The 23,591-nt window shown below is 71.4% G+C and carries 19 protein-coding genes and 3 pseudogenes; 12 read left to right on the top strand and 10 right to left on the bottom strand.

Translation table 11 applies throughout. The annotated features are described in order from the left end of the window. Positions 1-5: 5 nt before the first annotated feature. The 4 genes and pseudogenes from efeO to map all read right to left on the bottom strand — a co-directional run bounded on the left by efeO (position 6) and on the right by map (position 3,691). Positions 6-1,139 (bottom strand): iron uptake system protein EfeO, encoded by a 1,134-nt coding sequence (gene efeO, locus STRVI_RS34390; RefSeq protein ID WP_014060181.1) that lies wholly within the window; start codon positions 1,137-1,139, stop codon positions 6-8. A gap of 193 nt (positions 1,140-1,332) precedes the next feature. Beyond that, positions 1,333-1,655, bottom strand: a pseudogene (locus STRVI_RS56525) (hemin ABC transporter ATP-binding protein); the annotation flags it as partial. Between the two features lie 384 nt (positions 1,656-2,039). Then, positions 2,040-2,683 (bottom strand): annotated as a pseudogene (locus tag STRVI_RS34380) (heme oxygenase (biliverdin-producing)). Positions 2,684-2,833: 150 nt separating this feature from the next. Then, positions 2,834-3,691, bottom strand: coding sequence for a type I methionyl aminopeptidase (map, locus tag STRVI_RS34375; RefSeq protein WP_014060180.1), 858 nt, complete (start codon positions 3,689-3,691; stop codon positions 2,834-2,836). A gap of 88 nt (positions 3,692-3,779) precedes the next feature. On the opposite strand from map, the gene STRVI_RS34370 reads away from it, so the two are divergent. Next, positions 3,780-4,004, top strand: coding sequence for a hypothetical protein (locus STRVI_RS34370; protein WP_014060179.1), 225 nt, complete (start codon positions 3,780-3,782; stop codon positions 4,002-4,004). 39 nt (positions 4,005-4,043) lie between these two features. Here STRVI_RS34370 and STRVI_RS34365 read toward each other — a convergent pair. Then, positions 4,044-4,310: pseudogene (locus tag STRVI_RS34365) on the bottom strand (MFS transporter); the annotation flags it as partial. Positions 4,311-4,388: 78 nt separating this feature from the next. Continuing rightward, positions 4,389-4,994, bottom strand: a complete 606-nt coding sequence (locus STRVI_RS34360) for a hypothetical protein (protein ID WP_014060178.1) — start codon at positions 4,992-4,994, stop codon at positions 4,389-4,391. A gap of 261 nt (positions 4,995-5,255) precedes the next feature. On the opposite strand from STRVI_RS34360, the gene STRVI_RS34355 reads away from it, so the two are divergent. From STRVI_RS34355 to STRVI_RS34330, 6 genes are all read left to right on the top strand, one after another. Next, a complete protein-coding gene (locus tag STRVI_RS34355; protein WP_014060177.1) occupies positions 5,256-6,383 on the top strand; it encodes a sialidase family protein in 1,128 nt (375 codons plus the stop codon). Further along, positions 6,380-7,735, top strand: a complete 1,356-nt coding sequence (locus STRVI_RS34350; protein WP_014060176.1) for an ABC transporter substrate-binding protein — start codon at positions 6,380-6,382, stop codon at positions 7,733-7,735. The genes STRVI_RS34355 and STRVI_RS34350 overlap by 4 nt, the downstream gene beginning before the upstream one ends. Then, the gene (locus tag STRVI_RS34345; RefSeq protein ID WP_014060175.1) at positions 7,732-8,673 is read left to right on the top strand and encodes a carbohydrate ABC transporter permease; all 942 of its coding nucleotides are present in this window, start codon (positions 7,732-7,734) and stop codon (positions 8,671-8,673) included. The genes STRVI_RS34350 and STRVI_RS34345 overlap by 4 nt, the downstream gene beginning before the upstream one ends. Then, a complete protein-coding gene (locus STRVI_RS34340; protein WP_014060174.1) occupies positions 8,670-9,653 on the top strand; it encodes a carbohydrate ABC transporter permease in 984 nt (327 codons plus the stop codon). The genes STRVI_RS34345 and STRVI_RS34340 overlap by 4 nt, the downstream gene beginning before the upstream one ends. A 47-nt stretch (positions 9,654-9,700) precedes the next feature. Beyond that, on the top strand, positions 9,701-10,438 hold the full coding sequence (gene npdG, locus STRVI_RS34335) for an NADPH-dependent F420 reductase (RefSeq protein ID WP_043240735.1): 738 nt from the start codon (positions 9,701-9,703) through the stop codon (positions 10,436-10,438). A gap of 103 nt (positions 10,439-10,541) precedes the next feature. Further along, positions 10,542-10,742, top strand: a complete 201-nt coding sequence (locus tag STRVI_RS34330) for a hypothetical protein (RefSeq protein WP_014060172.1) — start codon at positions 10,542-10,544, stop codon at positions 10,740-10,742. Between the two features lie 16 nt (positions 10,743-10,758). Here the strand turns inward: STRVI_RS34330 and STRVI_RS34325 are convergent, their stop codons facing one another. Continuing rightward, a complete protein-coding gene (locus STRVI_RS34325; protein ID WP_014060171.1) occupies positions 10,759-11,556 on the bottom strand; it encodes a site-2 protease family protein in 798 nt (265 codons plus the stop codon). Between the two features lie 246 nt (positions 11,557-11,802). On the opposite strand from STRVI_RS34325, the gene STRVI_RS34320 reads away from it, so the two are divergent. Next, positions 11,803-15,192: an ATP-binding protein gene (locus STRVI_RS34320; RefSeq protein ID WP_043240730.1), complete on the top strand. Its 3,390-nt coding sequence runs from the start codon at positions 11,803-11,805 to the stop codon at positions 15,190-15,192. A 129-nt stretch (positions 15,193-15,321) separates the two neighbouring features. Here the strand turns inward: STRVI_RS34320 and STRVI_RS34315 are convergent, their stop codons facing one another. The 3 genes from STRVI_RS34315 to panB form a co-directional block, all read right to left on the bottom strand. Continuing rightward, complete coding sequence (locus STRVI_RS34315; protein ID WP_043236986.1) at positions 15,322-16,146, bottom strand: ABC transporter permease; 825 nt, start codon at positions 16,144-16,146, stop codon at positions 15,322-15,324. Then, positions 16,143-17,153, bottom strand: a complete 1,011-nt coding sequence (locus STRVI_RS34310; protein WP_014060168.1) for an ATP-binding cassette domain-containing protein — start codon at positions 17,151-17,153, stop codon at positions 16,143-16,145. The genes STRVI_RS34315 and STRVI_RS34310 overlap by 4 nt, the downstream gene beginning before the upstream one ends. Positions 17,154-17,301: 148 nt before the next feature. Next, positions 17,302-18,162: a 3-methyl-2-oxobutanoate hydroxymethyltransferase gene (gene panB, locus STRVI_RS34305; protein WP_014060167.1), complete on the bottom strand. Its 861-nt coding sequence runs from the start codon at positions 18,160-18,162 to the stop codon at positions 17,302-17,304. A gap of 237 nt (positions 18,163-18,399) precedes the next feature. On the opposite strand from panB, the gene STRVI_RS34300 reads away from it, so the two are divergent. From STRVI_RS34300 to STRVI_RS34285, 4 genes are all read left to right on the top strand, one after another. Further along, entirely contained in the window at positions 18,400-20,025 is a 1,626-nt protein-coding gene (locus STRVI_RS34300) for an MFS transporter (RefSeq protein WP_014060166.1), read from the top strand. Beyond that, on the top strand, positions 20,022-20,630 hold the full coding sequence (locus STRVI_RS34295; protein ID WP_014060165.1) for a TetR/AcrR family transcriptional regulator: 609 nt from the start codon (positions 20,022-20,024) through the stop codon (positions 20,628-20,630). Before STRVI_RS34300 ends, STRVI_RS34295 begins: the two co-directional genes overlap by 4 nt. 176 nt (positions 20,631-20,806) lie before the next feature. Then, positions 20,807-21,832: an endonuclease/exonuclease/phosphatase family protein gene (locus STRVI_RS34290; RefSeq protein WP_014060164.1), complete on the top strand. Its 1,026-nt coding sequence runs from the start codon at positions 20,807-20,809 to the stop codon at positions 21,830-21,832. Positions 21,833-22,084: 252 nt separating this feature from the next. Further along, the gene (locus STRVI_RS34285; protein ID WP_014060163.1) at positions 22,085-23,290 is read left to right on the top strand and encodes an MFS transporter; all 1,206 of its coding nucleotides are present in this window, start codon (positions 22,085-22,087) and stop codon (positions 23,288-23,290) included. Positions 23,291-23,591: the final 301 nt, after the last annotated feature.

Raw genomic sequence — 23,591 nt, 5'->3', positions numbered from 1 at the left:
CTCCCTCACTTGGTGACGACGGCGGCGGCGAGCCGGGAGAGCGGCTCGGCCAGCGCGTTGACCGCGTCGGACAGTTCCTTGCGCTGGGTCTCCGTGACGGTGTCGTACGACACGAAGCCCTCGCCCTCGCGGTACTTGTCCAGCAGCTTCACGACAGCCGCGAACTGCTTGTCCAGCTCCTTGGCCAGCTCCGGGTCGTTGGTGGACGCGACCGGCTTGAGCAGCTTGTACGAGGTCTCGGCGCCCTCGACATTGCCCTCGAAGTCCAGCAGGTCGGTGTGGCTGTAGCGCTCCTCCTCACCGGTGACCTTGCCGGTCTGCACCTCGTCCAGCAGCTCCTTGGCGCCGTTGGCCATGCCGGTGGGGGTGATGTCGGCGGTGCCGACGCGCTTCTGCCAGTCCTTCAGGTCCTTGATGAGCTGGTCGGCGAGGTCGTGGTCGGCCGCGGTGATCTTCTTGGTCTGCCACAGCGACTTCTCCAGCCGGTGCCAGCCGGTCCACTTCTGGCCCTTCTCCAGACCGTCCTCGCGCACATCGACCTTGGGATCGATGTCGCCGAAGGACTCGGCGACCGGTTCGGTGCGCTCCCAGCCGACGCGCGAGGGGGCGTAGAGCTTCTTGGCGCCCTCGAGGTCGTCCTTCTTGACCGCGTCGGCGAACTTCTGCGCCACGGGGAGGGTCTCGTCGGCCTGCTGCTGGACGTAGGCGCGGTACGCGGCCACCGCCTTGTCCAGCCGCGGATCGCGCTTGGCCACCGCGCCCTTGCCGGTGGCGGACACCTTCTGGCGGATGCCGTGGCCCTTCATCCCAGGCTTGCAGGTGATCTCGTACGAACCGGCCTTGATCTCGGCGCTGATCGAGGCGGAGGTGCCGGGCCCGATGTTCTCCCGCTCGGTGACGATCCGGTCCCCCGGGGCGTAGACGTACACCTCGGTCACCTTGGAGCCCTTGTTCTCCACCGCGAGCTTCACATGCCCGGCGGGGAAGGAGGTCTTGGAGACCTCGCACGCGTCGTCGGAGGCGGTGACCTGCACGGCGTCCGAGCCCTTGGCGTCGGACTTCTGGGCGCAGCCGGCGACGGCGGTGATTGTCGCCAGCGCCGATATCGCGGCGACAACGGAGGTGCGAGCGGCTCGCATACGGGCTCCAGACGGAATCAGGACAGGGCGGACAGCGGACGTCGGATAAGGCCGCCCTAACTTAACTGAGGCTTGCCTGTGTGGATCCAGCGCAAGGTCAAGGAGTGACCTGCGAATGGCAAAGGTTTGGCCAAGACGGCTGATTTGATCCGGTTCGGAGGTGAGCGAGGTGCGAGAAGGTGACGCACGCCTCTCATGGGCGCGGCACTTCCGGCGGCACGGGCCGCCCCGCCGACCGGTCGCGCAGCGGCAGCACGATCCGCTCCCCGGTGCGGGGAGGGGGGGCACCTCCACCGGCTGCCGGTGGACCCGGGACGGCGGCGCGGCGTCGAAGACCTCCGAGGGCGCCCCCTCCGCCGCGATCCGGCCCTCGAGCGGAACGGCGGCCCGGTCCGCGTACGCGGCGGCCGGCGGCAGGTCGTCCAGGGCCACTACCACCGCGTCCCCCGCGGCGGACCGCTTCCGGCACACCCTCAGGACCAGCTCCTGGTGGCGCAGATCGCCCGGCGGCACCGGCGGAGGCGACTCGGGCGGTACGGGTGGTACGGGCGGCGCGGGCGATTCAGGCGGCACGGACTCCGGAGGGTCCACCACCGGCGGCGGCGCCGTCACCGGCGGGGACACGGCCGGTGGCACCGGCTCCCTCGCCACCACTGGCGCGGACCTCCGCACCGGGGCGCTGCTGGGCGGGGCCGGAGCCATGGTCGCGGTCGGTACGGCGGCCGCCTTCGTCGCCACCCGCCGGCGCATCGACGCGGCCGCACCCGGCGGGTCCTGACGGATCCGCCGCACCGGTCGCCCGCGCTCACCGATCCCTCCTGCCCGGTGGGCGCGGGCTTCGCGCCTGCGGTGTCTCAGGCTTTGCGCCTGCGGTGTCTCGGGCTTTGCGCCTGCGGTGTCTCAGGCGCTGAGCCGGAACTCCTCGGCCAGCTCCTGGAAGATCCCCGCGTTCAGCGCGTACGCGCGCTTGCACTCCTCCACGACGCGCTGCTTCTCCAGATCGTCCATCGGCAGTGCGTCCAGCAGCGCGCGGTACTCCCGCTTGAAGGCGGCGGGGTTGCTGATCGACTCGAAGACGTAGAACCGCACCCCGTCACCCTTGCGGGCGAAGCCCCAGGTCTTCTCCGCCGTGTCCCGCACGTACTGGCCGCCGGAGAGATCGCCCATATAGCGGGTGTAGTGGTGGGCGACATAGCCCGCCGGCCAGTCACGGGCGCACTCGGCCACCCGCGCCGCGTACGCCGTCGTGGCGGGCAGCGCGGTGAGGCCGGTGCGCCAGTCCGGGCCGCCGAGGTGGGCCAGATCGCGCTCCAGCTCGGCCATCCGGGCCAGCTCCGGCCGGAGGAATGGGCCCGCCACGGGTCCGCCGCGAGCGCGTCGGCCGGGGTCTCCAGGGCGCGGTAGACGAACCAGAGCTGCTCGGAGTAGCGGCGGTAGGCCGCCACGCCCAGCCGCCCGCCGAGCAGATCGGTCATGAACGACGAGCTCCCGACGTCCGTGTGTGCTTCCCGTGAGGCGGTGCGGATCAGGGCGGAGAACTCCACGGTGGACCTCCGGGGGCCGAGGTGTGCAGGTGAGCCTTACCTAAGTAGAGGCCGCTGCCTACGTCAATAGCTTTCCCGACAGGCTGTCGGTAAAACGGCCGCCGAAGAATCGGCCCCCGGCACAGGACATTCGGTGAACCGGCCCGCCCGCTACTGCAGGGTGAGGATCTCCGCCCCGGTCTCCGTCACCACCAGTGTGTGCTCGAACTGCGCCGTCCGCTTACGGTCCTTGGTGACCACGGTCCAGCCGTCCTCCCACATGTCGTACTCATAGGTGCCGAGCGTCAGCATCGGCTCGATGGTGAAGGTCATCCCCGGCTTGATCTCGGTGGTGTGGTGCGGGCTGTCGTAGTGCGGCACGATCAGGCCGGAGTGGAACGAGGAGTTGATCCCGTGGCCCGTGAAGTCGCGGACCACGCCGTAGTCGAAGCGCTTGGCGTACGACTCGATGACCCGGCCGATGATGTTGATCCGGCGGCCCGGCTTGACGGCCTTGATCGCGCGGTTGAGGGACTCCCGGGTGCGCTCGACGAGCAGCCGCGACTCCTCGTCCACCTCACCGCACAGATACGTGGCGTTGTTGTCCCCGTGCACCCCGCCGATGAAGGCGGTGACGTCGAGGTTCACGATGTCGCCGTCCTGGAGGACGGTGGTGTCCGGGATGCCGTGGCAGATGACCTCGTTGACCGAGCTGCACAGCGACTTGGGGAACCCGCGGTAGCCCAGCGTCGAGGGGTACGCGCCGTGGTCGCACATGTACTCATGGGCCACCCGGTCCAGCTCGTCCGTGGTGACCCCCGGCGCGATCAGCTTGGCGGCCTCCTCCATCGCCCGTGCGGCGATACGCCCCGCGATCCGCATGCGCTCGATCGTCTCGGCGTCCTGCACCTCGGGCCCGTCATAAGGCGTCGGACTCGCCTTGCCGACGTACTCCGGACGCGCGATCGAGGCGGGGACGGGGCGGATGGGGGAGAGCGACCCCGGGACTAGAAGCGACTGGCCAGACATGTCAGCGAGTGTATCGGCGGCGCATGGGGCAGCATGGCGGCAAGGGCCCTTCGGGCCAGTGGGGAACGAGCGGAGGCCGGAGGCCGGAATGGCGCTGTTCAAGAGGGGAACCGCCGGCAAGCCCGGTGAGTGGTACTACTGCATCCGGCACCAGAAGGTCGAAGAGGGCCCGGAGTGCCGCGCCGCCGACCGCCTCGGTCCTTACGCCTCCCCGGAGGAGGCCGCCCACGCGATGGAAACCGCCCGCGAGCGCAACGAGGAGTGGCAGAACGACCCCCGCTGGCGGGACGACGAGCCCCCGGCGGCGCGCTGAGGCCCCTGCCCCGAGGCCCCGGCCCGGGGCGCCGGGGGGTCAGCCAGGCGTGGTGCGGAACTCACGGGACTCACGGAACTCAATGGACTCACGCGCCCGGCGGGCGTGTTCGTCCGTCCGGGCGTCGTAGCTCATCAGCCGGGGCAGCGCCAGCGCCAGCAGGCCGACCGAGGCCACGCAGGCCAGCCCGCCGGACCACACCGAGGCCCGTACGCCGGTGAGCCCGGCCATGGTTCCGGCCCGGACCTGGCCCAGTTGGGGGCCGGTCGCGTAGGAGAGCAGCTCGATACCGGTCGGCCGGCCCCGGCCGCCGCGCCCGATCGCACGGCAACCGATTTACGCGGCGGTTCGAGGCTTCGTTCAGCGCGGCGGGGGCCCAGTGGCTCACCATCCCGCCGGTGGCGGGGCCGTGAGGCGGTCGGCCAGCCTGGCCAGCCGGTCCTGGAAGCGGCGGCGGCCGGGGCGCGGCAGGCTGTTCTCTCCGGCGGCCGCGCTGACCAGGTGCTGGAGGGTGTCCAGGTCGAGCTCGCCGGCCTCGGGGGCGGACAGCGCGTCATGGGCCAGGGCGTGCAGCCCGGCGTCGCCGCCGTCGAGGGCGAGCACGGTCGCCCCGCCCCGGCGGGCGTCGTTCACCCGCTCCAGCAGCCCGGCCCCGGGGTCGCCCGGCGCGACCACCAGCAGGGTCTCACCGCGGCCCGCCCGCTCCAGCCGCCCCAGCCCGACCGCCAGATGCGCGGGGACGGCGGCGCCCTCCGGCACCCGGTGGCGGACGAGCGTGGGGGACAGCTCGGGCAGTCCGGACCAGGCCGCCTCGTCGTCGAGATGCGCGGCCAGATGCCACGGTTCGTATCTCTCGCTGCCGACCAGCAGCAGTCCGCCCTCGCGCGGTCCGACCGAGGCCCGTAGCGAGCCCGCGAAGCGGCGGGTGGCCTGGAGCCATTCGGTTCCGGCGAGGACCTCGCGCAGCAGTGCAACCCTTACGGCGTCCATGGCATCCGCATCCTGCCGCGGCCCGCGGCCCCGCGGGCGCGATTCGGGCCCGGCTCACTCGTTCGGGGCATATGCGGGGGGCATGCCGTCGACCGGGTCCGTATCCGTCGTTCGCGGGTGCTCCTCCGCGTCTCCAGCTGTTCATGCGCCGTCTCTTGACGCTCTGTAAGGCAAACCCTAAGGTCGCCGCACACAAGGGACGTCCTACGTCCCATTTAATCTGACTCGGCACTCGATTGCGACGGGGCATCGGGAGGTCTGATGAAAGTCGGCACGGGGGCGGCACGCTCGTACGAGTGGTCCGTTCCGTTCCGGGCGGGCACCGAGGGCTATGCGAGCTACCGGATCCCGGCAGTGGTGCTGACCCACGCCGGAACGCTCCTCGCCTTCGCCGAGGGCCGGGCGGACTCCTCCGCCGACTACGGCCGCATCGACCTCGTGCTCAAGCGGTCGGCCGACGGCGGCCGTACCTGGGGCGCCGTACAGCTCGTCGCCCGCAACGGCGATGGCACGGCGGGCAATCCGGCCCCCGTCGTCCTCGACGGCGGCCCCCATGGCGGCCGCGTCCTGCTGGTGCACATCCGCAGCGCCGCCTCCGCCACCGAGGACCGGATCCGGCGCGGCGAGGTGAGCGCGGCCGACGGGCGGCGGGTGTGGCTGACGTACAGCGATGACGACGGCGCGAGCTGGAGCGAGGCCCGCGAGATCACCGCGAGCACCAAGCGGCCCGAATGGCGGTGGTACGCCACCACCCCCGGCCACGCCCTCCGGCTGCGGTACGGCGCCCACGCGGGCCGGATCGTCGTCGCGGCCAACCACTCCCTGCCCCCGACCGTCCCCGGCGACGACGGCACCGAGGGGCGGTACAACGGCGGGCACGATCTGCTCAGCGACGACGACGGCGCGACCTGGCGGATCGGCTATGTGGACGACAACCCCGATGGCTACGTCAACGTCAACGAGACCACCGCCGCCCAACTCCCCGACGGCCGCGTCTACTTCAACACCCGCACCGACGCGACCGCGCCCGGCACCCGCGCCGACGCCCACTCCGGCGACGGCGGCGCCACCCTGGACCTCCCCTTCCGGCCGCAGGCCGGTCTGGTGGCCCCCGTGGTCGAGGGCAGTGCGCTGCACCTCGGCGAGCCGGACGCGCTGCTCTTCTCCGGCCCCGCCGACCCCGCGTACCGGGCGCTGATGACCGTCCGTACGAGCCATGACGGGGGTGTCACCTGGCGGCCCACGCACACCGTGAACGGCCTGCCCGCCGCCTACTCCGATCTGGTCCGACTCGACGACGCCACGGTCGGACTGCTCTACGAGACCGGCGACTTCAGCGCCTACTCGACCATCACATTCCGGCGCATTCCGATGGAGGAGCTGGTATGAGCGATACCGCAAGAAACCGGAACACCTGGATGTCCGGCGCGCCGCGCCGCGCCGTCCTCGGCGGTGCGGCCGCCGCGGCGGCCGGGTTCGCCCTCGCGGGCTGCGGCTCGAACGACGACGGGGGCGGGGAACCCAAGGGCCGCAAGAAGGGCGAGAAGATCACCCTGACCTTCTGGTCCTGGGTGCCGGGCATCGACAAGCCCGTCGCCCTGTGGAACAGCAAGAACCCCGAGGTGCGGGTCAAGGTCGAGAAGGTCTCGGCCGTCGACGGCGCCCAGTACGCCAAGATGCACGCCGCCATCAAGGCGGGCAATCCGCCGGACGTCGGCCAGATCGAATACCCGGTCGTGCCCAGCTTCCTGGTCGACAACGGGCTGCTGGATCTGACCAAGTACGGGGTCGCCGAGCACAAGGACATGTTCGTCGGCTGGCAGTGGCAGCAGTCCGTCTTCGGCAAGGCCGTCTACGCCGTACCGCAGGCGTCCGGTCCGATGGGCCTGTTCATCCGTCAGGACCTGTTCGACAAGTGGGGCATAGAGCCGCCCACCACGTGGGACGAGTACGAGGCGGCGGCCACGGCGATCCGTAAGAAGGGCGCCTGGATCGAGACCTTCTCGGCCACCAACGGCAACCGCTTCGCGGGGCTGGCCTGGCAGGCCGGGGCGCGCTGGTTCGGCACCGAGGGCGACACCTGGACCGTCTCCATCGACGACGAGCCGACCCGTAAGGTCGCCGACTACTGGTACGAGCTGGCCCGGCGGAAGCTCATCAAGACCATTCCGGACCGGCAGAACGCCTGGTACAAGGACGTCCAGACCGGCTCCATCGCCTCCTGGCTCGGCGCCAGTTGGGGCGACGCCCTGCTGGTCGGCAACGCGCCGGGGACCGCGGGCAAGTGGCGCGTGGTGCCCATGCCGCAGTGGAAGAAGGGCGACGCCTCCTACGCCAACTGGGGCGGCTCCACCACCGCGGTCTTCGCCAAGACCAAGTACCCCAAGGACGCGCTGGCCTTCGCGATCTGGCTCAACACCGACCCGGAGTCGATCAAGCTCCTGATCGAGAACGGCTATGGCACCCCGGGCGCCAAGCAGGGGTACACCACCTCCCAGCTCGATGTGCACAAGGACTTCTTCGGCGGCCAGGCGTACAGCAAGGTCTTCGACGAGGCGAGCAAGGGCGTGGACACGAGCTGGAAGTGGGGCCCCGCCACGGACACCCTCTACCAGCGGCTCGGCGACGCCTTCACCGCCGCCATCGGGGACGGGTCCGACTTCCGTTCCGTGCTGAAGAAGGTGCAGGGCGAGACGATCACCGACCTCAAGGAAAAGGGCCTCAAGGTGAAGGCCGGGTGAGGCGGGTGAGCAAAGCCCCCCGCCGCTTCACCCGGACCGAGGCACGCAGCGCCCGGGCGGCGTCCGGGTTTCTGCTGCCCTTCCTCGCGCTCTTCCTGCTGTGCTTCATCGCCCCCATCGCCTACGCCCTCTACGAGAGCCTGCTGAAGGTCGAGCGCACCGGGCCGCTCGGCCTCGGCGGGGAGACCAAGCAGGTGTGGGCGGGCCTGTCCAACTACGCCCACGCCCTGGAGGACGACCGGTTCACGGCGGGCTTCGGCCGGGTGCTGCTCTTCGGCGCCGTCCAGATCCCGTTGATGATCGCCTTCGCCACCGCCCTCGCGCTGCTGCTGGACGCGGCCTCGGCGCGCTGGGTCGGCTTCTTCCGGACCGCCTTCTTCCTGCCGTACGGCGTGCCCGGGGTGATCGCGTCGATCCTGTGGGGCTTCCTCTACGTCCCCGGGATCAGCCCGCTGGTGGAGATGGCCGATTCGATGGGCTGGAACGTGGACTTCCTGGGCCGCGGGGCGGTCCTGTGGTCCATCGCCAACATCGTCACCTGGCAGTTCACCGGCTACAACATGCTGGTGCTGATCGCCCAGCTCAAGGCCGTACCCGGAGAGCTGTACGAGGCGGCGCGGATCGACGGGGCCAATGCCTGGCAGGTCGCCCGGCACATCAAACTCCCCCTGATCCGGCCCGCGCTCGTGCTCACCACCGTCTTCAGCCTCATCGGCACCCTGCAGCTCTTCGCCGAACCCAAGGTGCTCAAACCGCTGAGCAACTCCATCGACTCCGGCTACACCCCCAATCTGGCGGCCTACAACGAGGCGTTCACCAGCAACAACCAGCACATCGCGGCGGCCGAGGCGGTCCTGCTCGCCCTCGTCGCCTGCGTGCTGTCCTTCGGATTCCTGAGACTCGTGGGCCAGCGGGGGAAGGACGGCGACAACGGATGAACGAGGCGAACGACCTGGCGGGCGCGGTCGCGAGCGAGCCCGCGGACGAGGCCGCACCCGGGAAGGGGCGGCCCGAGGCGGTCCCGCCCGATGACCGGCCCGGTGCGGGCCGCCGCGCGGCGAGGGGCCGGGAGGGGACGGCACCCCCCTTGCGGCACCGGATCATCACCGTCTCGCTGCTGACCGTCGCCGCCATCTACTTCCTGACCCCCGTCTACTGGCTCGTCGTCTCCTCCACCAAGTCCAGCAGCGATCTCTTCGGCACCTTCGGCTTCTGGTTCCACGACCCGCACCCGCTCGACTATCTGCACCGGGTGCTCACCTACGACGACGGCATCTACGTCCGGTGGTTCGCCAACAGCCTGATGTACGCGGGCGTCGGCGCGCTCGCCGCCACCCTGCTGGCGGCCGCCGCCGGCTACGCCCTGGCCAAGTTCCGCTTCCCCGGCCGGGAGGGCATCTTCAACGTCATCCTGGCCGGAGTGCTGATCCCGGGCACGGCGCTCGCCCTCCCGCTCTATCTCCTCTTCAGCGAGATCGGCCTGGCCAACACCTACTGGGCCGTGCTGATCCCCAGCATCGTCAGCCCCTTCGGGGTCTATCTGTGCCGGATCTACGCGGCCGCCGCCGTCCCGGACTCCCTCCTGGAGGCGGCGCGGATCGACGGCGCGGGGGAGGCCCGGATCTTTTCCACGCTGGGGCTGCGGCTGATGACCCCGGCGCTGGTCACCGTCTTCCTGTTCCAGTTCGTGCACATCTGGAACAACTTCTTTCTGCCGCTGGTCATGCTCTCCGACTCCGATCTCTACCCGATCCAGCTCGGTCTGACGTCCTGGCAGGGGTACGCGGACCGGCAGCCGGAGCTGTACCAGTACACGGTCGGCGGGGCGTTCCTGTCCGTCCTGCCGCTGATGGTGCTGATGGGCGTACTCCAGCGGTACTGGCGCACAGGGCTGACGGAGGGGAGTGTCAAAGCGTAAGAGACGTCACCATGAAGGTGGCCGCGGTGCGTGACAGGATCACTGTCATGACTACTCCTGACGCCCCGAACTCCGCGTCCGACGCCCCCGCGAAGAAGGCACCCGCCAAGGACCCCTGGGACCTCCCCGATGTGTCCGGCCTGACCGTCGGCGTCCTGGGCGGCACCGGCGACCAGGGCCGCGGCCTCGCCTACCGGCTGGCCAGGGCCGGCCAGAAGGTGATCATCGGCTCGCGCGCCGCCGAGCGCGCGCAGACCGCGGCGCGGGAGCTGGGCGGCGCGGAGCTCGGCATCGAGGGCGCGGACAACGCCGAGTGCTCGCGCCGCAGCGACATCGTCATCGTCGCGGTCCCATGGGACGGCCACGCCAAGACGCTGGACTCGCTGCGCGAGGAGCTCAGCGGCAAGCTGGTCATCGACTGCGTCAACCCGCTGGGCTTCGACAAGAAGGGCGCGTACGCCCTGACGCCGGAGGAGGGCAGCGCCGCCGAGCAGGCCGCCGCCCTGCTGCCGGACTCCCGGGTCACCGCGGCCTTCCACCACCTCTCGGCCGTGCTGCTGCAGGACCCCGACGTCGAGCAGATCGACACCGATGTGATGGTCCTGGGCGAGTCGCGCGCCGACACCGACCTGGTCCAGGCGCTCGCGGCCCGCATCCCCGGCATGCGCGGCGTCTTCGCGGGCCGGCTGCGCAACGCCCACCAGGTGGAGTCCCTGGTGGCCAACCTGATCTCGGTCAACCGCCGCTACAAGGCCCATGCGGGCCTGCGCGTCACCGACGTCTGAGGGTGCCGCCGCCCGACCGGCACATCCGGGGCGCCCCGCCCCTCCGGCGGTGCATGGGGGACAATGTGGGGGAGTGCCACGCCCCCCGACAGGAGCCGACCCCATGCCCCGCCTCGCCCTCTGCACCCTGGCCGTCTGCGTCCTCGCGATCGCCGCGGCGGTCGTGTCCTTCGCGCGGGGGAGCTGGCTCGGGATCATCTGGATCCTGATCGCCGGTCTCTCGTCCAATATGGCCTGGTACTACGTCCGCAAGGCCCGGGCCGACCGCGCGGCCGACCGGGAGAGCACGGGCGCCACGAACTGAGGCCACCGGACAGACCCTAGTAGCCGAGGCGGGGGATATCGGGCTCGCCCTGCCAGAAGCGGAAGAACTCCTGGCCCCAGTAGGTGTCCCACTCCGATACGCCCAGGGCCCGCATCACCGCGTCGATCGCGCCGAAGAACGCCTGGTTGACCTCGGGTATCCACAGGATCCCGAAGACCGCGAGCAGCCCGAACGGCGCGTACGGCTCGACCTGGCGCCGGATGCGGTGCGACAGCCAGGGCTCGATCACCCCGTATCCGTCCAGGCCCGGGACCGGCAGGAAGTTCAGGATCGCCGCCGTGACCTGCAGCAACGCCAGGAAGGCGAGTGCGAAGCGGAAGAGCTCCGGCACCTGGTCCGTGGCGTCGAGCCAGAACGGGGCGGTCAGCGCGGCCGCGAACAGCACGTTCGTCAGCGGGCCCGCGGCCGAGATCAGGCTGTGCTTCCAGCGGCCCTGGATCCGGTGCCGCTCGATGAACACCGCCCCGCCCGGCAGCCCGATCCCGCCCATGATCACGAAGACCACGGGCAGCACGATGCTCAGCGCCACATGCGTGTACTTCAGCGGGTTGAGGGTCAGATAGCCCTTCGCGCCGATCGACAGATCCCCGCCGTGCAGCGCGGTGCGCGCATGGGCGTACTCATGCAGGCACAGCGAGACGACCCAGCCGGAGACGACGAACAGGAAGACGGCGAAGCCGGGGCTCGCGGAGTACTCCGTCCACACCGCCCACGCGGACACGACCATGATCGCGAACAGTCCGAGGAAGACGGGGCTGATGCGCCGCTCGCGGCGGCTGATGGCGGTGGTCATCGAGTGGGGTCTCCATACGGGCTGGTGAGCGCTGAGGGGGAAACGTCGAACAGGGGGCGCGGAGTTCCGGGCCAGGGTAAACGGGAGAACCGCCGGGCCAGGGTAACCAGGAGAACCGCCGGGCCAAGGAAAACGGGGGGAACGGCCGGGCCCCGGAAACGGGAGAATGGCCGGGCCGGGGTCAACGGGAGAACGGCCGGGGCAGGCGCGGTCGGCGGGGTGACCGGCATCCATCAGAATGGGGCCGTGCGCTACGGCATCCTCGGCACCACCCAGGCCCGCCACGACGACGGAACCCCCGTGGACGTCGGCGGGGCGCGGCTGCGTGCGCTGCTGGCGGCGCTCGCGCTGGCGCCCGGGCAGGCGCGGACCACCGGGGCGCTGATCGGGGAGATCTGGGTCACCGATCTGCCCGCCGACGGGCACGGCGCGCTGCAGGCGCTGGTCGGACGGCTGCGGCGGGCGCTCGGCAAGGACGCCGTGGAGTCCGTGCCAGGCGGGTACCGGCTGACCGCCGACCCCGACGACGTCGATCTGCACCGCTTCGAACGGCTGGCGGAGGAGGGCGCCCACGCCCTCGCCGACGGCGATCCGGCCAAGGCCGTCGATCTGCTCGACGCCGCCCTCGCGCTGTGGCGCGGGCCTGCGCTCAGCGATCTGCCCGACGCCACCGCGCCCGCCGCCCGCGCCGGGGCGCGACGGCTGGACGCACGGCGCGCCCGGCTCGCCGCCGACCTCGCCCTCGGCCGCCCCGCCCAGGCCCTCCCCGCGCTCACCGGGCTCTGCGACGGCCACCCGCTGGACGAGCCGCTGCACGCGCTGCGCATCAGGGCGCTGCGGGACGTGGGCCGGGTGGCGGAGGCGCTGGCCGCGTACGAGGTGATCCGTACGGAGATCGCCGAGCGGCTGGGCGCCGATCCGGGGCCGGAGCTGCGGGGGCTGTACGCCGAGCTGCTGGCGGCGGCCGATGAGGGCTCTCCCGTACCGCCCGGCCCCGTTCCGCCGCGCCCCGCGCCCGCCCCCGCTCGTGGCGGCGGTGGCAATCTGCGGGCCCGGCTGACCAGCTTCGTCGGCCGCGAGGCCGATCTGGCGACCTTGCGCGGCGATCTGGCCGGTCACCGGCTGATCACCCTCCTCGGGCCCGGCGGCGCCGGGAAGACGCGGCTGTCGCAGGAGGCCGCCGAATCGTTCGCGCCCGACTGGCCGGACGGAGTGTGGATGGCCGAGCTCGCGCCCGTCGACGACCCCGAGACCGTTCCGGAGACGGTGCTCAGCGCGGTCGGGGGGCGCGAGACGGTCCTCCTCGGCACGTCGCCCGAGGGGCTGCGCGCCGCGACCGACCCGGCCGTGCGCGATCCGCGCGCCCGGCTCATCGAGCACTGCGCCCCGCGCCGGATGCTGATCGTGCTCGACAACTGCGAACACCTCGTCGCGGCCGCGGCCCACCTCGCCGAGTCCCTGCTCGCCCAGTGCCCCGGGGTCACCATCCTGGCCACCAGCCGCGAACCCCTCGCCGTCCCGGGCGAGTTGGTGCGTCCCGTGGAGCCGCTGCCCGACCCCGTCGCGCTGCGGCTGCTCCAGGACCGGGGCGCGACGGCCTTGCCCGGTTTCCGTACGGAGGACGACCCGGCCGCGTGCGCCGAGATCTGCCGGCGCCTCGACGGACTGCCTCTGGCGATCGAACTGGCCGCCGCGCGGCTGCGGCTGCTCACCCCACGGCAGCTCGCCGACCGCCTCGACGACCGCTTCCGTCTCCTGACCAGCGGCAGCCGTACGGCGCTGCCCCGCCAGCAGACCCTGCGAGCGGTCGTCGACTGGTCCTGGGACCTGCTCGATGCCCCCGAACGCACCGTGCTCGCCCGGCTGTCCGTCTTCGCGGGAGGCTGCGGTCTGACCGAGGCGGAGGCGGTGTGCGCGGACGCGGCCGAGCCGGTGCGCGGCGACGACGAGAAAATCGCGGAAAACGAACACCACACCGGGACCGTGGAGCCCCGGGACGTGGCCGCGCTGCTCGGCTCCCTTGTCGATAAATCGCTGGTCGTCACCGCGCCCGGACCGGAGCCCGGGGCGGACGGGGAGATGCGGTACCGGCTGCTGGAGACCGTCGCCGAGTACGCGGCGGAGCGGCTGGACGAGTCCGGCGAGCGGGCCGCGGTCGAACAGCGCCATCTGGTCGCCTACCGGGAGTTGGCACGTACCGCCGATCCGCTGCTGCGCGGCCCCGCACAGCGTCACTGGCTGGTCCGGCTGGAGACGGAGCACGAGAATCTGCGCACCGCGCTGCGCCGGGCCGTGGCCGCCCGCGAGGAGCAGGAGGCGCTGTGCCTGGTGCTCTCGCTCGGCTGGTTCTGGCATCTGCGCGGCCACCGCGGCGAGGCCCGCCAGTGGGCGAACGCCGCGGCCGGCCTCGGGCCGAGCCCCTTCGCATCGCCCGTGGTCCCCGCGCCGCCGCTGTACGTCAGTTGCACGGCCGCCCCGCCGCCGTTGGAGCCCGAGCTGCTGGCGGAGGCGCGGCGGGGAGTGCGGCTGTACGCGCTGGCCAACATCGACGGCGACCTCCAGGCCATGGCGGACGACGAAACCCAGCGCGAGCTGGAGGGCATCGTCGCCGCCTACCGGCCGGGGCTGCCCCAGACCTGCCGTCTCCCGGGCATCCTGTGGTTCTTCGCGGTGATCCTCAAGGCGGACTTCGTCCTGCTGCGGGAGATGGCCGACGAGGCGGTGCGCGCCTGCCGGGAGCTGGACTACGCATGGGAGCTGGCGTTCACCCTCCAGCTACGGGCCAAGTTCCACCGGGAGCCGAGCGGCGAGCACCAGGGCGCGACCCGCGACGCCGACGAAAGCCTGGAGATCTTCCGCAGGCTCGGTGACGTATGGGGCGAGGCGGAGGCGCTGGCCGGGCGCGGCGAGACCTGGGAGAAGCGCGGCGAGGGCGCGGCCGCGGCCGCGGACTACCGCGCGGCGATCCGCTGCGCCCAGGAGCTCGGGGCCCATGATCAGGTGCTGTTCCTCCGGTCCCGGCTGGCCGGGCTGTTCGTGGAGTTCGGGGACGAGGAGAAGGCCACCGAGGGCGAGCGGATGCTGCGCGAGGTGGTCGAGCAGGGGCAGCACGCGGGCGCCGAGGCGCTGTCGTACGCCCGGATCCATCTGGCGCAGCGCTACGGAACCACCGGCCGCCTCGCGGAGGCGCGGACCCTTCTGGTCACCATGCACGGGGAGTTCGAGCACCGGGCGCTGCGGATGTTCGAGGGCATGGTGGAGGGGCTGCTGGCCTGGCTGGACCTGCTGGAGGGACGGCCGGGCGACGCCCTGGCGACCGTGCGCGGCGCGCTGGCGAAGACCACCGGCCGGATGACGGAGATGGTCGCGCCGTTCATCCCGGTGACCCATCTGCTGACCGCCGCCGAGGCGCTGAGCGGCCTCGGCGGCCCGGAGCGGGCCGTGGCCGCGGCGCGGCTGCTGGGGGCGTACGACACGCTGCGCAAGCCCCAGCAGTACCGGATCTCCGCCGGTGAGCGGACGCGCCGGGAGTGGACGGAGGCCGCGGCGCGGGCCGAGCTCGGGGACGCCGCGTACGAGCGGACCCACGCCGAGGGCGGCGGCCTCACCCTGGGCGAGGCCATCGCACTGGTCTGAGCGGGTCGGTGAGCGGGTCGGTGAGCAGGTCGGTGAGCAGGTCGGGAAGCACCGGGAGGGGCGGGACGACGACCGGCCGGGCGCCCCCCCGTAGGGCGCGCCCGGCCGGTGGCTCGAGACCGTGGACCGTCAGGTCGTCTTGTTGCGGAACTTGCGCACCGCGAGCGGCGCCATGAGCACCGTGATGCCCACCGCCCAGATCATGGTCACCGTCACCGGCTCGGCTATCGCGCCATGGCCGCTGGTCAGCGCCCGTGCGGCGTCGGCGAGCCGGGACAGCGGGTTGTACTCGGTGAAGGACCGCAGCCAGCCCGGCATGGTGGCGGTCGGCGCGAAGATGGACGAGCCGAACTGCAGGGGCATTATCACCAGGAAACCCATGCCGCTGACCGCCTGCGGGTTGGGCAGCGACATGCCCAGCAGCATGAAGATCCAGGTCAGCGAGGATCCGAAGAGCACGGCCAGGGCCACCGCGGCCAGCAGCTCCAGCGGGCCGGTCTTGAGCTCGAAGCCCATGATGAAGCCCATGATCAGCAGGATGAGCGTGGACACCAGCATCCGGCCGCTCTCCACGACCAGCTTGGCGATCAGCACCGAGGAGCGGGCGATCGGCAGCGTCCGGAAGCGGTCCATGACGCCCTTGTTGAAGTCGTCATTGACGCCGGTGCCGATCGACATCGCGATGTTGAGCCCGCCCATCGCCATGAGGCCGGGGATGAAGTAGTTGACGTACTCGGAGCGGTTGCCGCCCGTCATCGCGCCGCCGAAGACATAGGTGAACAGCAGCGCGAAGACGATCGGCATCGCCAGGGCGTCGAACATCGCGAACGGTTCGTACCTGATCTGCAGGGCGTTCCGCCGCACCAGGGCGCCGATGTGGCGCAGATTGGCGCGGGGGCCGATCCGGCCGTCGCTCTTTCCCCGCACGGGCGCGGTCATCGTGGCCGTACTCACGCGGTGACCTCTTCCAGCGTCTTGTTGCCCTGCGGTGCGGACGCCTTGTGGCCGGTGATGGCCAGGAAGACCTCGTCCAGGCTGGGCATAGTGGTGTCGATCCCGGCGATCGCGAAACCGCGCTCACTGAGCAGACCGATCAGGGCGGTGAGCTGCTCGTCGCTGGCGATGGGCACACTGACCTGGCCATCCTGCACGTCGGCGGTCGCGCCGCCGATACCGTCGAGACCCGCCTGGGTGATGGCGCCGACCATGCGGTGCACCTCGCCGGGGTCGGACGGGCGGATCTGCAGGGTGCGGCCGCCGATCTTGGCCTTGAGCTCGTGCACCCGGCCCTCGGCGATGACCCTGCCCCGGTCGATCACCGTCAGGTTGTCGGCGAGCTGCTCGGCCTCCTCCATGTACTGGGTGGTGAGCAGCACGGTGGCCCCTTCAGTGACCATCCGCCTGACCTCGTCCCACACCTCGTTACGGGAGTGTGGGTCCAGACCGGTGGTCGGCTCGTCCAGATAGAGCACCGAGGGCCGGCCGATCATGGACGCGGCCAGGTCGAGCCGGCGGCGCATACCGCCGGAGTAGGTGCGCACGCGCCGCTTGCCGGCCTCGGTGAGCGAGAACCGCTCGAGCAGGGCGTCCGCCCGCGCACGGGCCTCCTTGCGGGAGAGATCGAGCAGCCGCCCGATCATGTAGAGGTTCTCCCAGCCGGGGAGCTTCTCGTCGACCGAGGCGTACTGCCCGGTCAGCCCGATGGTGCGGCGCAACTGCCGGGGCTGGCGCACCACGTCGTACCCGGCCACCACCGCGGTGCCGGCGTCCGGCACCAGCAGGGTGGACAGACAGCGGACAAGTGTCGTCTTACCGGCGCCATTGGGGCCCAGCACACCCAGGACGGTGCCCTCCGGCACGTCCAGATCCACTCCGTCGACGGCCTTGGTGTCACCGAAGTGCTTGACCAGCCCCCGAACTTCGACGGCGTTGCCGTCCCTGATCCTCTGTTCCCGCGTCATGCGCCCAGGATGACAGCCGTCACCGACAGACCGCCGACAGGCGGCAGACAGCCCGCCGACGGGGGAAGATCGGCGGGCTGTCGTTGTACCGCAGTGGCTCGTGGTGGCTGGTGGCCAGTGACTCGTCGTGCCTGGTGGCCCGTGGTGCCTAGTGGAAGGAGTGCTCCTCGGCCGGGTAGGCCCCGCCGACGACGTCCTCCGCGAAGGCCCGTGCCGCGTCGCCCAGGCCCTGGCGCAACTGTGCGTACTGCTTGACGAAGCGCGGCACCCGGCCGTCCGTCATGCCCGCCATGTCCGTCCACACCAGGACCTGGGCGTCGCACTCGGACCCGGCGCCGATGCCGATGGTGGGGATGTGCAGCGAGCGGGTCACCTCGGCGGCCAGTTCGGCCGGAACCAGCTCCAGGACGACCGCGAAGGCGCCCGCGTCCTGGACCGCCTTGGCGTCCCGCAGCAGTTGCTGGGCCGCCTCCTCGCCGCGCCCCTGGACCGGGTAGCCGCCGTAGGCGTTGACGGACTGCGGGGTCAGGCCCACATGCGCCATGACCGGGATGCCGGACTGGACCAGCAGCTCGATCTGCTGGGCGGAGCGCTCCCCGCCCTCCAGCTTCACGGCGCCCACGCCCGCCTCCTTGACCAGGCGGGTGGCGTTGCGCAGCGCCTGCACCGGGCCCTCCTGGTACGAGCCGAAGGGCAGATCGCCGACGACGAGGGCACGCCGGGTGCCGCGGACCACGGCGGCGGAGAGCAGCGCGATCTCGTCCATGGTGACGGGGACGGTGGACTCATAGCCCAGGTGGCAGTTGCCCATCGAGTCGCCGACCAGCAGCACCGGGATGCCCGCCTGGTCGAAGACGGACGCGGTCATCGCGTCGTAGGCGGTGAGCATCGGCCACTTCTCGGCGCGCTCCTTGGCGGCCGCGATGTCACGGACGGTGATGCGGCGGGAGCTCGTGCCCCCGTAGAGGGCCTTCTCGGACTGCTTCTGCGCAGGACTGACGTGCGTCATCGCTACGGCTCCTGTTCATCATCTCGAGGCGCCCTGACGGCGTCCCCGGACCAACCCCATGCTGGCACGGCTCCTGCCGGGGCGAAAGTGGGCCCGGATCCCCCGGGCGGTGGCCTTGACCACCTTTCCGCGGGGCCTGCTTTTCGCGGGGCCTGCTCCGGGCCGTCGGCCAAAAGCCTCGCAAAGTTCTTCCAATACGATACGGTCTCGTATCGTAAGTCGCCTAGCCTGGGCGGCATGGCCTCCTCATCCAGCACCCAGGGCGCCCCGGACGGGTCCGGCGTCCCCGAGGCGATGTACCGCAGACGCTGGGCGATCCTCGTCGTCCTGATGTTCAGCGTCCTGGTCGTCGTCCTCGACAACTCGATACTCAACGTGGCGATGAAGACGATCGCCTCGCCCAAGCCCACCGGGCTCGGGGCCACCCAGAGCCAGCTCGAGTGGGCGATCAACTCCTACACGCTGGTCTTCGCCGGGCTGCTGTTCACCGCGGGGATCCTCGGTGACCGGATCGGCCGTAAGAAGGTCCTGCTCGGCGGGATGGTGGTGTTCGGCGCGGGCTCGGTGCTCGCCGCCTTCTCCGGTTCGCCCGGTGAACTCATCGGCTTCCGGGCGCTCATGGGTCTTGGCGCCGCCTTCGTGATGCCCGCGACCCTCGCCATCCTGGTCAATGTCTTCGAACGCGAGGAGCAGGCGAAGGCGATCGGCATCTGGGTCGCCGCGGTGGGGCTGGCCATCGCCATCGGCCCGATCACCGGCGGACTGCTGCTGGAGCACTTCTGGTGGGGCTCGGTCTTCTTCGTCAATGTGCCGATCGTGATCGTCGGACTGATCGCGATGGTGGTGCTCGTCCCCGACTCCAGGGACCCGGCGCCCGGCCGGGTCGACCCGCCGGGCGTGCTGCTGTCCGTCGTCGGGCTCGTGCTGCTGGTCTACGGCATCATCAAGGGCGGCCAGCTCGCCGACTTCACCGATGCCCAGGTGCTGGGCTGCATCGGCGCCGGGCTCGCCGTCCTGGTCCTGTTCGTGCTGCACGAGAAGCGCAGCCACCACCCGGCCATCGACATCGGCTACTTCCGCAACCCGGCCTTCTCCGCCGCCATCTCCGCCGTCGCCCTGGTCTTCTTCGCCCTCATGGGCGTGACCTTCTTCATGGTCTTCTACACCCAGAGCGTGCGGGGCTACAGCGCGCTCGAATCCGGGCTGCTGATCCTGCCGCTGGCGGTGGCGCAGTTGATCTTCGCCCCGCGCGCCCGGCTGGTCGTCGAGCGGTTCGGCGCCCGCGCGGTGTGCACCGGCGGCATGCTGCTGGTGGCCGCCACCATGTCGGGGTTCCTGCTGCTGGGCGTGGACACCCCGATCGTCGTGCTGGAGGTGCTGTTCTTCGCCCAGGGCGCCGGAATGGCGCATATCATGCCGCCGGTGACCACCGCGATCATGCAGGCGCTGCCGCGCCAGAAGGCCGGCTCCGGCTCGGCGCTCAACAACACCTTCCGGCAGGTCGGCGGCGCGCTCGGGGTCGCCGTGCTCGGCTCGGTGCTCTCCTCCACCTACCGCGAGGGCATCCGGGACACCCTGGCCGCCGTGCCCGGACTGCCCGACTCCGTACGGCACTCGGCGGGCGAGTCCGTCGAGGCCACCCTGGGGGTCGCCGAGAAGCTGGGGCCCAGGGGCCAGGAGCTGGTGGGCCCCGCGCAGGACGCCTTCGTCCACGCCATGCATGTCACCGCCCTCGGCTCGGCGGGCGTCGCCCTCTTCGGCGCGCTGGTCGTGCTGGCCTTCCTGCCCGGCAAGGGCGCCTCCGGCGAGGCCCCCGACGGCGGGCGGCCGCACCCGCGGAAGGAGGCGTCGGCCGACCGATGACCGCACCGGAGAGCTCCGCGCCCAAACTCCGCGGCCGCCCCCGCAGCCCCGCCACCGACGCCGCGATCATCGAGGCCGCGCTGCGGCTGCTGGAGGAGGGCGCCTCGGTCGGCGGGCTGTCGATCGAGGGGATCGCCCGCGAGGCGGGCGTCGGTAAGGCCACCGTGTACCGCCGCTGGCCCGGTAAGGACGCGCTGATGCTCGATGTGCTGCGCTCCCTGGAGGAGCCCAGCCCCGAGCCGGTCGGGGTCTCGGTGCGCGACGACCTCGTCACCGTCCTGGAGTTCATGCGCCGCCGCGGGCTCGCCAAGCGCCATTCCGCGCTGCTGCGCAGCGTCATCACGCAGATGCACGCGCACAAGGAGCTGTGGCGGGCCTACGACGAGAACGTCATAGCGGCCCGCCGCGCGACCCTGCGCGCCGTGCTGCGGCGGGGGCGGGAGAGCGGTGAGATCCGCGCCGATGTGGATCTGGAGCTGCTCGCCGACCTCTTCACCGGCCCGATGCTCGCCCGCGCCATGCTCCACGAGTGGAAGGAACTCCCCGACGGGCTGGCCGAGCGGATCGTCGACACGGTCCTGGGCGGGGTCTCCCCGCGCCGCTGAGCGGTTTGTGCCTGTTGTGTCACAACACCCCCTCTCGGGCCGGGAGGCGGAACTCCCGGCCGCCGAGCCGTCGTCCTGGGACGGGAGGCGCCCCCGGGGGCGTCGGGAAAAGCCCTGGTCATCACCTAGGGTCGTAGCCCAGGGCGCGCGGCAGTTGAGGCAGTGAGGGACGGCGAATGACGCAGGCGTACACACAGGAGACACGACAGCTCGGGGACGCGCCCCGGCGATCGGGTTCCCGGATCGGCCGCCTGCTCGACCGGCTCCGGAACGATCGCGGCATCTGGCGGCGCGGACTGGTGCTGGCGGCGATCGCGGTCCTGCTCACCCTGGTCATGATCTTCCACGCCGACATCCCCAACCGGGTGGGCAACCTCGGCTCCCTGCTGGAGACCTTCCTGCCGTGGCTGGGCCTGGCCCTTCCGGTGCTGCTGGTGCTCGGCCTGGTGCGGCGGTCGGCGAGCGCCGTGCTCGCGCTGGTGCTGCCCGTCGCCGTCTGGCTGAACCTCTTCGGCGGGCTGATGTTCTCCGACAAGTCCGGCAGCGGCGGCGAGCTGACCGTCGTCACCCACAACGTCAACGCGGAGAACGCCGACCCGGCGGGCACCGCCGAGGACGTGGCCGGTTCGGGCGCCGATGTGGTGGCGCTGGAGGAGCTGACGGGCGCGGCCGTGCCCACGTACGAGCGGGCCCTGGCGGGCACCTACCGCTACCACACCGTGCAGGGGACGGTGGGGCTGTGGAGCAAGTACCCGCTGTCCGGCACCAAGCCGGTGGACATCAAGCTGGGCTGGACCCGGGCGCTGCGCACCACCGTCGCCACACCGCGCGGTGAGGTCGGCGTCTATGTGGCCCATCTGCCCTCGGTGCGGGTGAAGTTCAACGCGGGCTTCACCGCCGGGCAGCGCGACGCCAGCGCCGAGGCGCTGGGCCAGGCCATCTCCCGGGAGCGGCTCCGCAAGGTGATCCTGCTCGGCGATCTGAACGGCACCATGAACGACCGGGCGCTGGCCCCCGTCACCGCGCAGATGCGGTCCGCCCAGGGCGCGGCGGGCGACGGCTTCGGCTTCAGTTGGCCCGCCTCGTTCCCGATGGCGCGGATCGACCAGATCATGGTGCGCGGCGTGGATCCGGTCGCGGCGTGGGCGCTGCCCAAGACCGGTAGCGATCACCTTCCGCTGGCGGCGTCGGTCGACTACTGAGCCCGCGGATGAATCCGGGCGGATCAACCCCGGCGGATAAACCTCAGCGGATGAACCTCAGCGGATGAACCCCGGCGGATGAACTCCGCCTGGTGAACCTTGGCGGGTGACTCAACTCACGGTCCATCCGGCGAGACCTTACGTCCTGTTCATCTTGGGGATCTCCCCGGGAACATCCGGCGTGAGAGACTTTGTTCAGCTAGAGAACATACGCATCCTCTGCACGTTTCTCCTTCGTTTGAAAGGTCTCTCATGCCCCTGGCCCTGCTCGCCCTTGCTGTGAGCGCCTTCGGCATTGGTACTACCGAGTTCGTGATGATGGGCTTGCTGCCCAATGTCGCCGGTGATCTGGACACTTCGGTGCCCACGGCCGGATACCTCGTCTCCGCCTATGCCATCGGGGTCGTGGTGGGCGCTCCGCTGCTGACCGCCCTCGGTTCCCGGATCCCGCGCAAGCGGATGCTCGTGTTGCTCATGGCGCTCTTCACGGTGGGCAACCTCGCCTCCGCCCTCGCCCCCACCTTCGGGCTGCTGATCGCGGGCCGGGTGCTCGCCGGGCTGCCCCACGGCGCGTTCTTCGGCGTCGGCGCGGTCGTCGCCTCGCGGCTGGTGTCCGAGGACCGGCGGGCCCGCGCGGTCGCCACCATGTTCCTCGGGCTGACCATCGCCAATATCGTCGGCGTCCCCGTGGCCACCCTGCTCGGCCAGAACCTCGGCTGGCGCGCGACCTTCCTGGTCGTCTCCGCGATCGGTGTGGTCGCCATGGGCGCGCTCGCCCGCCTCATCCCGCAGGTCTCCCACGAGGAGCACGGCGGCCTCCGCCAGGAGCTCGGCGCGCTGCGCGACCGGCAGGTCATCCTCGGACTGCTCACCGCCGTCTTCGGCTTCGCCGGTGTCTTCGCCGTCTACAGCTACCTCGCCTCGATGATGACCGAGGTCACCGGGTTCGGTGAGTCGACGGTCACCCTGGTGCTGGCGCTGTTCGGCATCGGCATGACGCTGGGCGCCCTGATCGCCGGTCCGCTGACCGACCGGGCGCTGCGGCCGACGCTCTACGGCTCGCTGGCGGCGCTGGCGGTCACGCTCGTGGCCTTCGACTTCACGGTGCATGTGAAGTGGGCGGCGCTGCTGTCGGTCGTGGTGCTGGGCGCGGTCGGCTTCATGACCACCACCCCGCTGCAGATGCTGGTGATGAACAAGGCCCAGCACGCCCCGACGCTGGCCTCCGCCTCCAACCACTCCGCGTTCAACCTGGCCAACGCCGGTGGCGCGTGGCTCGGCGGCGTCGCCATCGCGGCGGGCTGGGGCTGGACCTCCCCGACGCTGGTCGGCGCGGTGCTCGCGGTGATCGGTCTGGCGATAGCGCTGATCGCGGGGCGGGCCGACCGGGCCCCGGCGAGTGGCTCGCGGGTGGTCGCGAGCAGTGAGTCGATGCCGCAAATGTCCGAGGTGCGCTGAGCTTGAGCTGAGTTCGGGCTGAGCTGAGCGTTCTGCTGGGGCGTGACGCCTGCGGCGGGCTGTTCCCCTACCCGCCCCTTCCCGAAACTGGGGCTCTGCCCCAGCCCCCGGCCGGGGGTTCTGCCCCGGGCTCGACTGGGGTTCCGTCCTGGGCCCCGGAACGGGGTTCCGTCCTGGGCCCCGGAACCGGGGTTCCGTCCCAGGCCCCGGCTGGGGTTCCGTCCCAGACCCCGACGGGGGCTCCGTCCCAGACCCCGACGGGGGCTCCGTGCCAGACTCCGGAACTGCGGCTCCGCCCCGG

Source organism: Streptomyces violaceusniger Tu 4113, from assembly GCF_000147815.2.
Classification (GTDB): domain Bacteria; phylum Actinomycetota; class Actinomycetes; order Streptomycetales; family Streptomycetaceae; genus Streptomyces; species Streptomyces violaceusniger_A.
The sequence above is the reverse complement of the archived record's forward strand: the minus strand, read 5'-3'. Positions and strand labels throughout refer to the sequence as shown.

Excerpts from the sequence above, each read along its gene's own strand:
- STRVI_RS34360 (WP_014060178.1), bottom strand. The coding sequence starts at position 4,994 with ATGGACGCCGTAAGGGTTGCACTGCTGCGCGAGGTCCTCGCCGGAACC.
- STRVI_RS34300 (WP_014060166.1), top strand. The coding sequence starts at position 18,400 with ATGGCCTCCTCATCCAGCACCCAGGGCGCCCCGGACGGGTCCGGCGTC.
- STRVI_RS34325 (WP_014060171.1), bottom strand. The coding sequence starts at position 11,556 with ATGACCACCGCCATCAGCCGCCGCGAGCGGCGCATCAGCCCCGTCTTC.
- STRVI_RS34350 (WP_014060176.1), top strand. The coding sequence starts at position 6,380 with ATGAGCGATACCGCAAGAAACCGGAACACCTGGATGTCCGGCGCGCCG.
- npdG (WP_043240735.1), top strand. The coding sequence starts at position 9,701 with ATGACTACTCCTGACGCCCCGAACTCCGCGTCCGACGCCCCCGCGAAG.
- STRVI_RS34340 (WP_014060174.1), top strand. The coding sequence starts at position 8,670 with ATGAACGAGGCGAACGACCTGGCGGGCGCGGTCGCGAGCGAGCCCGCG.
- STRVI_RS34285 (WP_014060163.1), top strand. The coding sequence starts at position 22,085 with ATGCCCCTGGCCCTGCTCGCCCTTGCTGTGAGCGCCTTCGGCATTGGT.
- STRVI_RS34295 (WP_014060165.1), top strand. The coding sequence starts at position 20,022 with ATGACCGCACCGGAGAGCTCCGCGCCCAAACTCCGCGGCCGCCCCCGC.
- STRVI_RS34370 (WP_014060179.1), top strand. The coding sequence starts at position 3,780 with ATGGCGCTGTTCAAGAGGGGAACCGCCGGCAAGCCCGGTGAGTGGTAC.
- panB (WP_014060167.1), bottom strand. The coding sequence starts at position 18,162 with ATGACGCACGTCAGTCCTGCGCAGAAGCAGTCCGAGAAGGCCCTCTAC.
- map (WP_014060180.1), bottom strand. The coding sequence starts at position 3,691 with ATGTCTGGCCAGTCGCTTCTAGTCCCGGGGTCGCTCTCCCCCATCCGC.
- STRVI_RS34355 (WP_014060177.1), top strand. The coding sequence starts at position 5,256 with ATGAAAGTCGGCACGGGGGCGGCACGCTCGTACGAGTGGTCCGTTCCG.
- STRVI_RS34310 (WP_014060168.1), bottom strand. The coding sequence starts at position 17,153 with ATGACGCGGGAACAGAGGATCAGGGACGGCAACGCCGTCGAAGTTCGG.
- STRVI_RS34330 (WP_014060172.1), top strand. The coding sequence starts at position 10,542 with ATGCCCCGCCTCGCCCTCTGCACCCTGGCCGTCTGCGTCCTCGCGATC.
- efeO (WP_014060181.1), bottom strand. The coding sequence starts at position 1,139 with ATGCGAGCCGCTCGCACCTCCGTTGTCGCCGCGATATCGGCGCTGGCG.
- STRVI_RS34290 (WP_014060164.1), top strand. The coding sequence starts at position 20,807 with ATGACGCAGGCGTACACACAGGAGACACGACAGCTCGGGGACGCGCCC.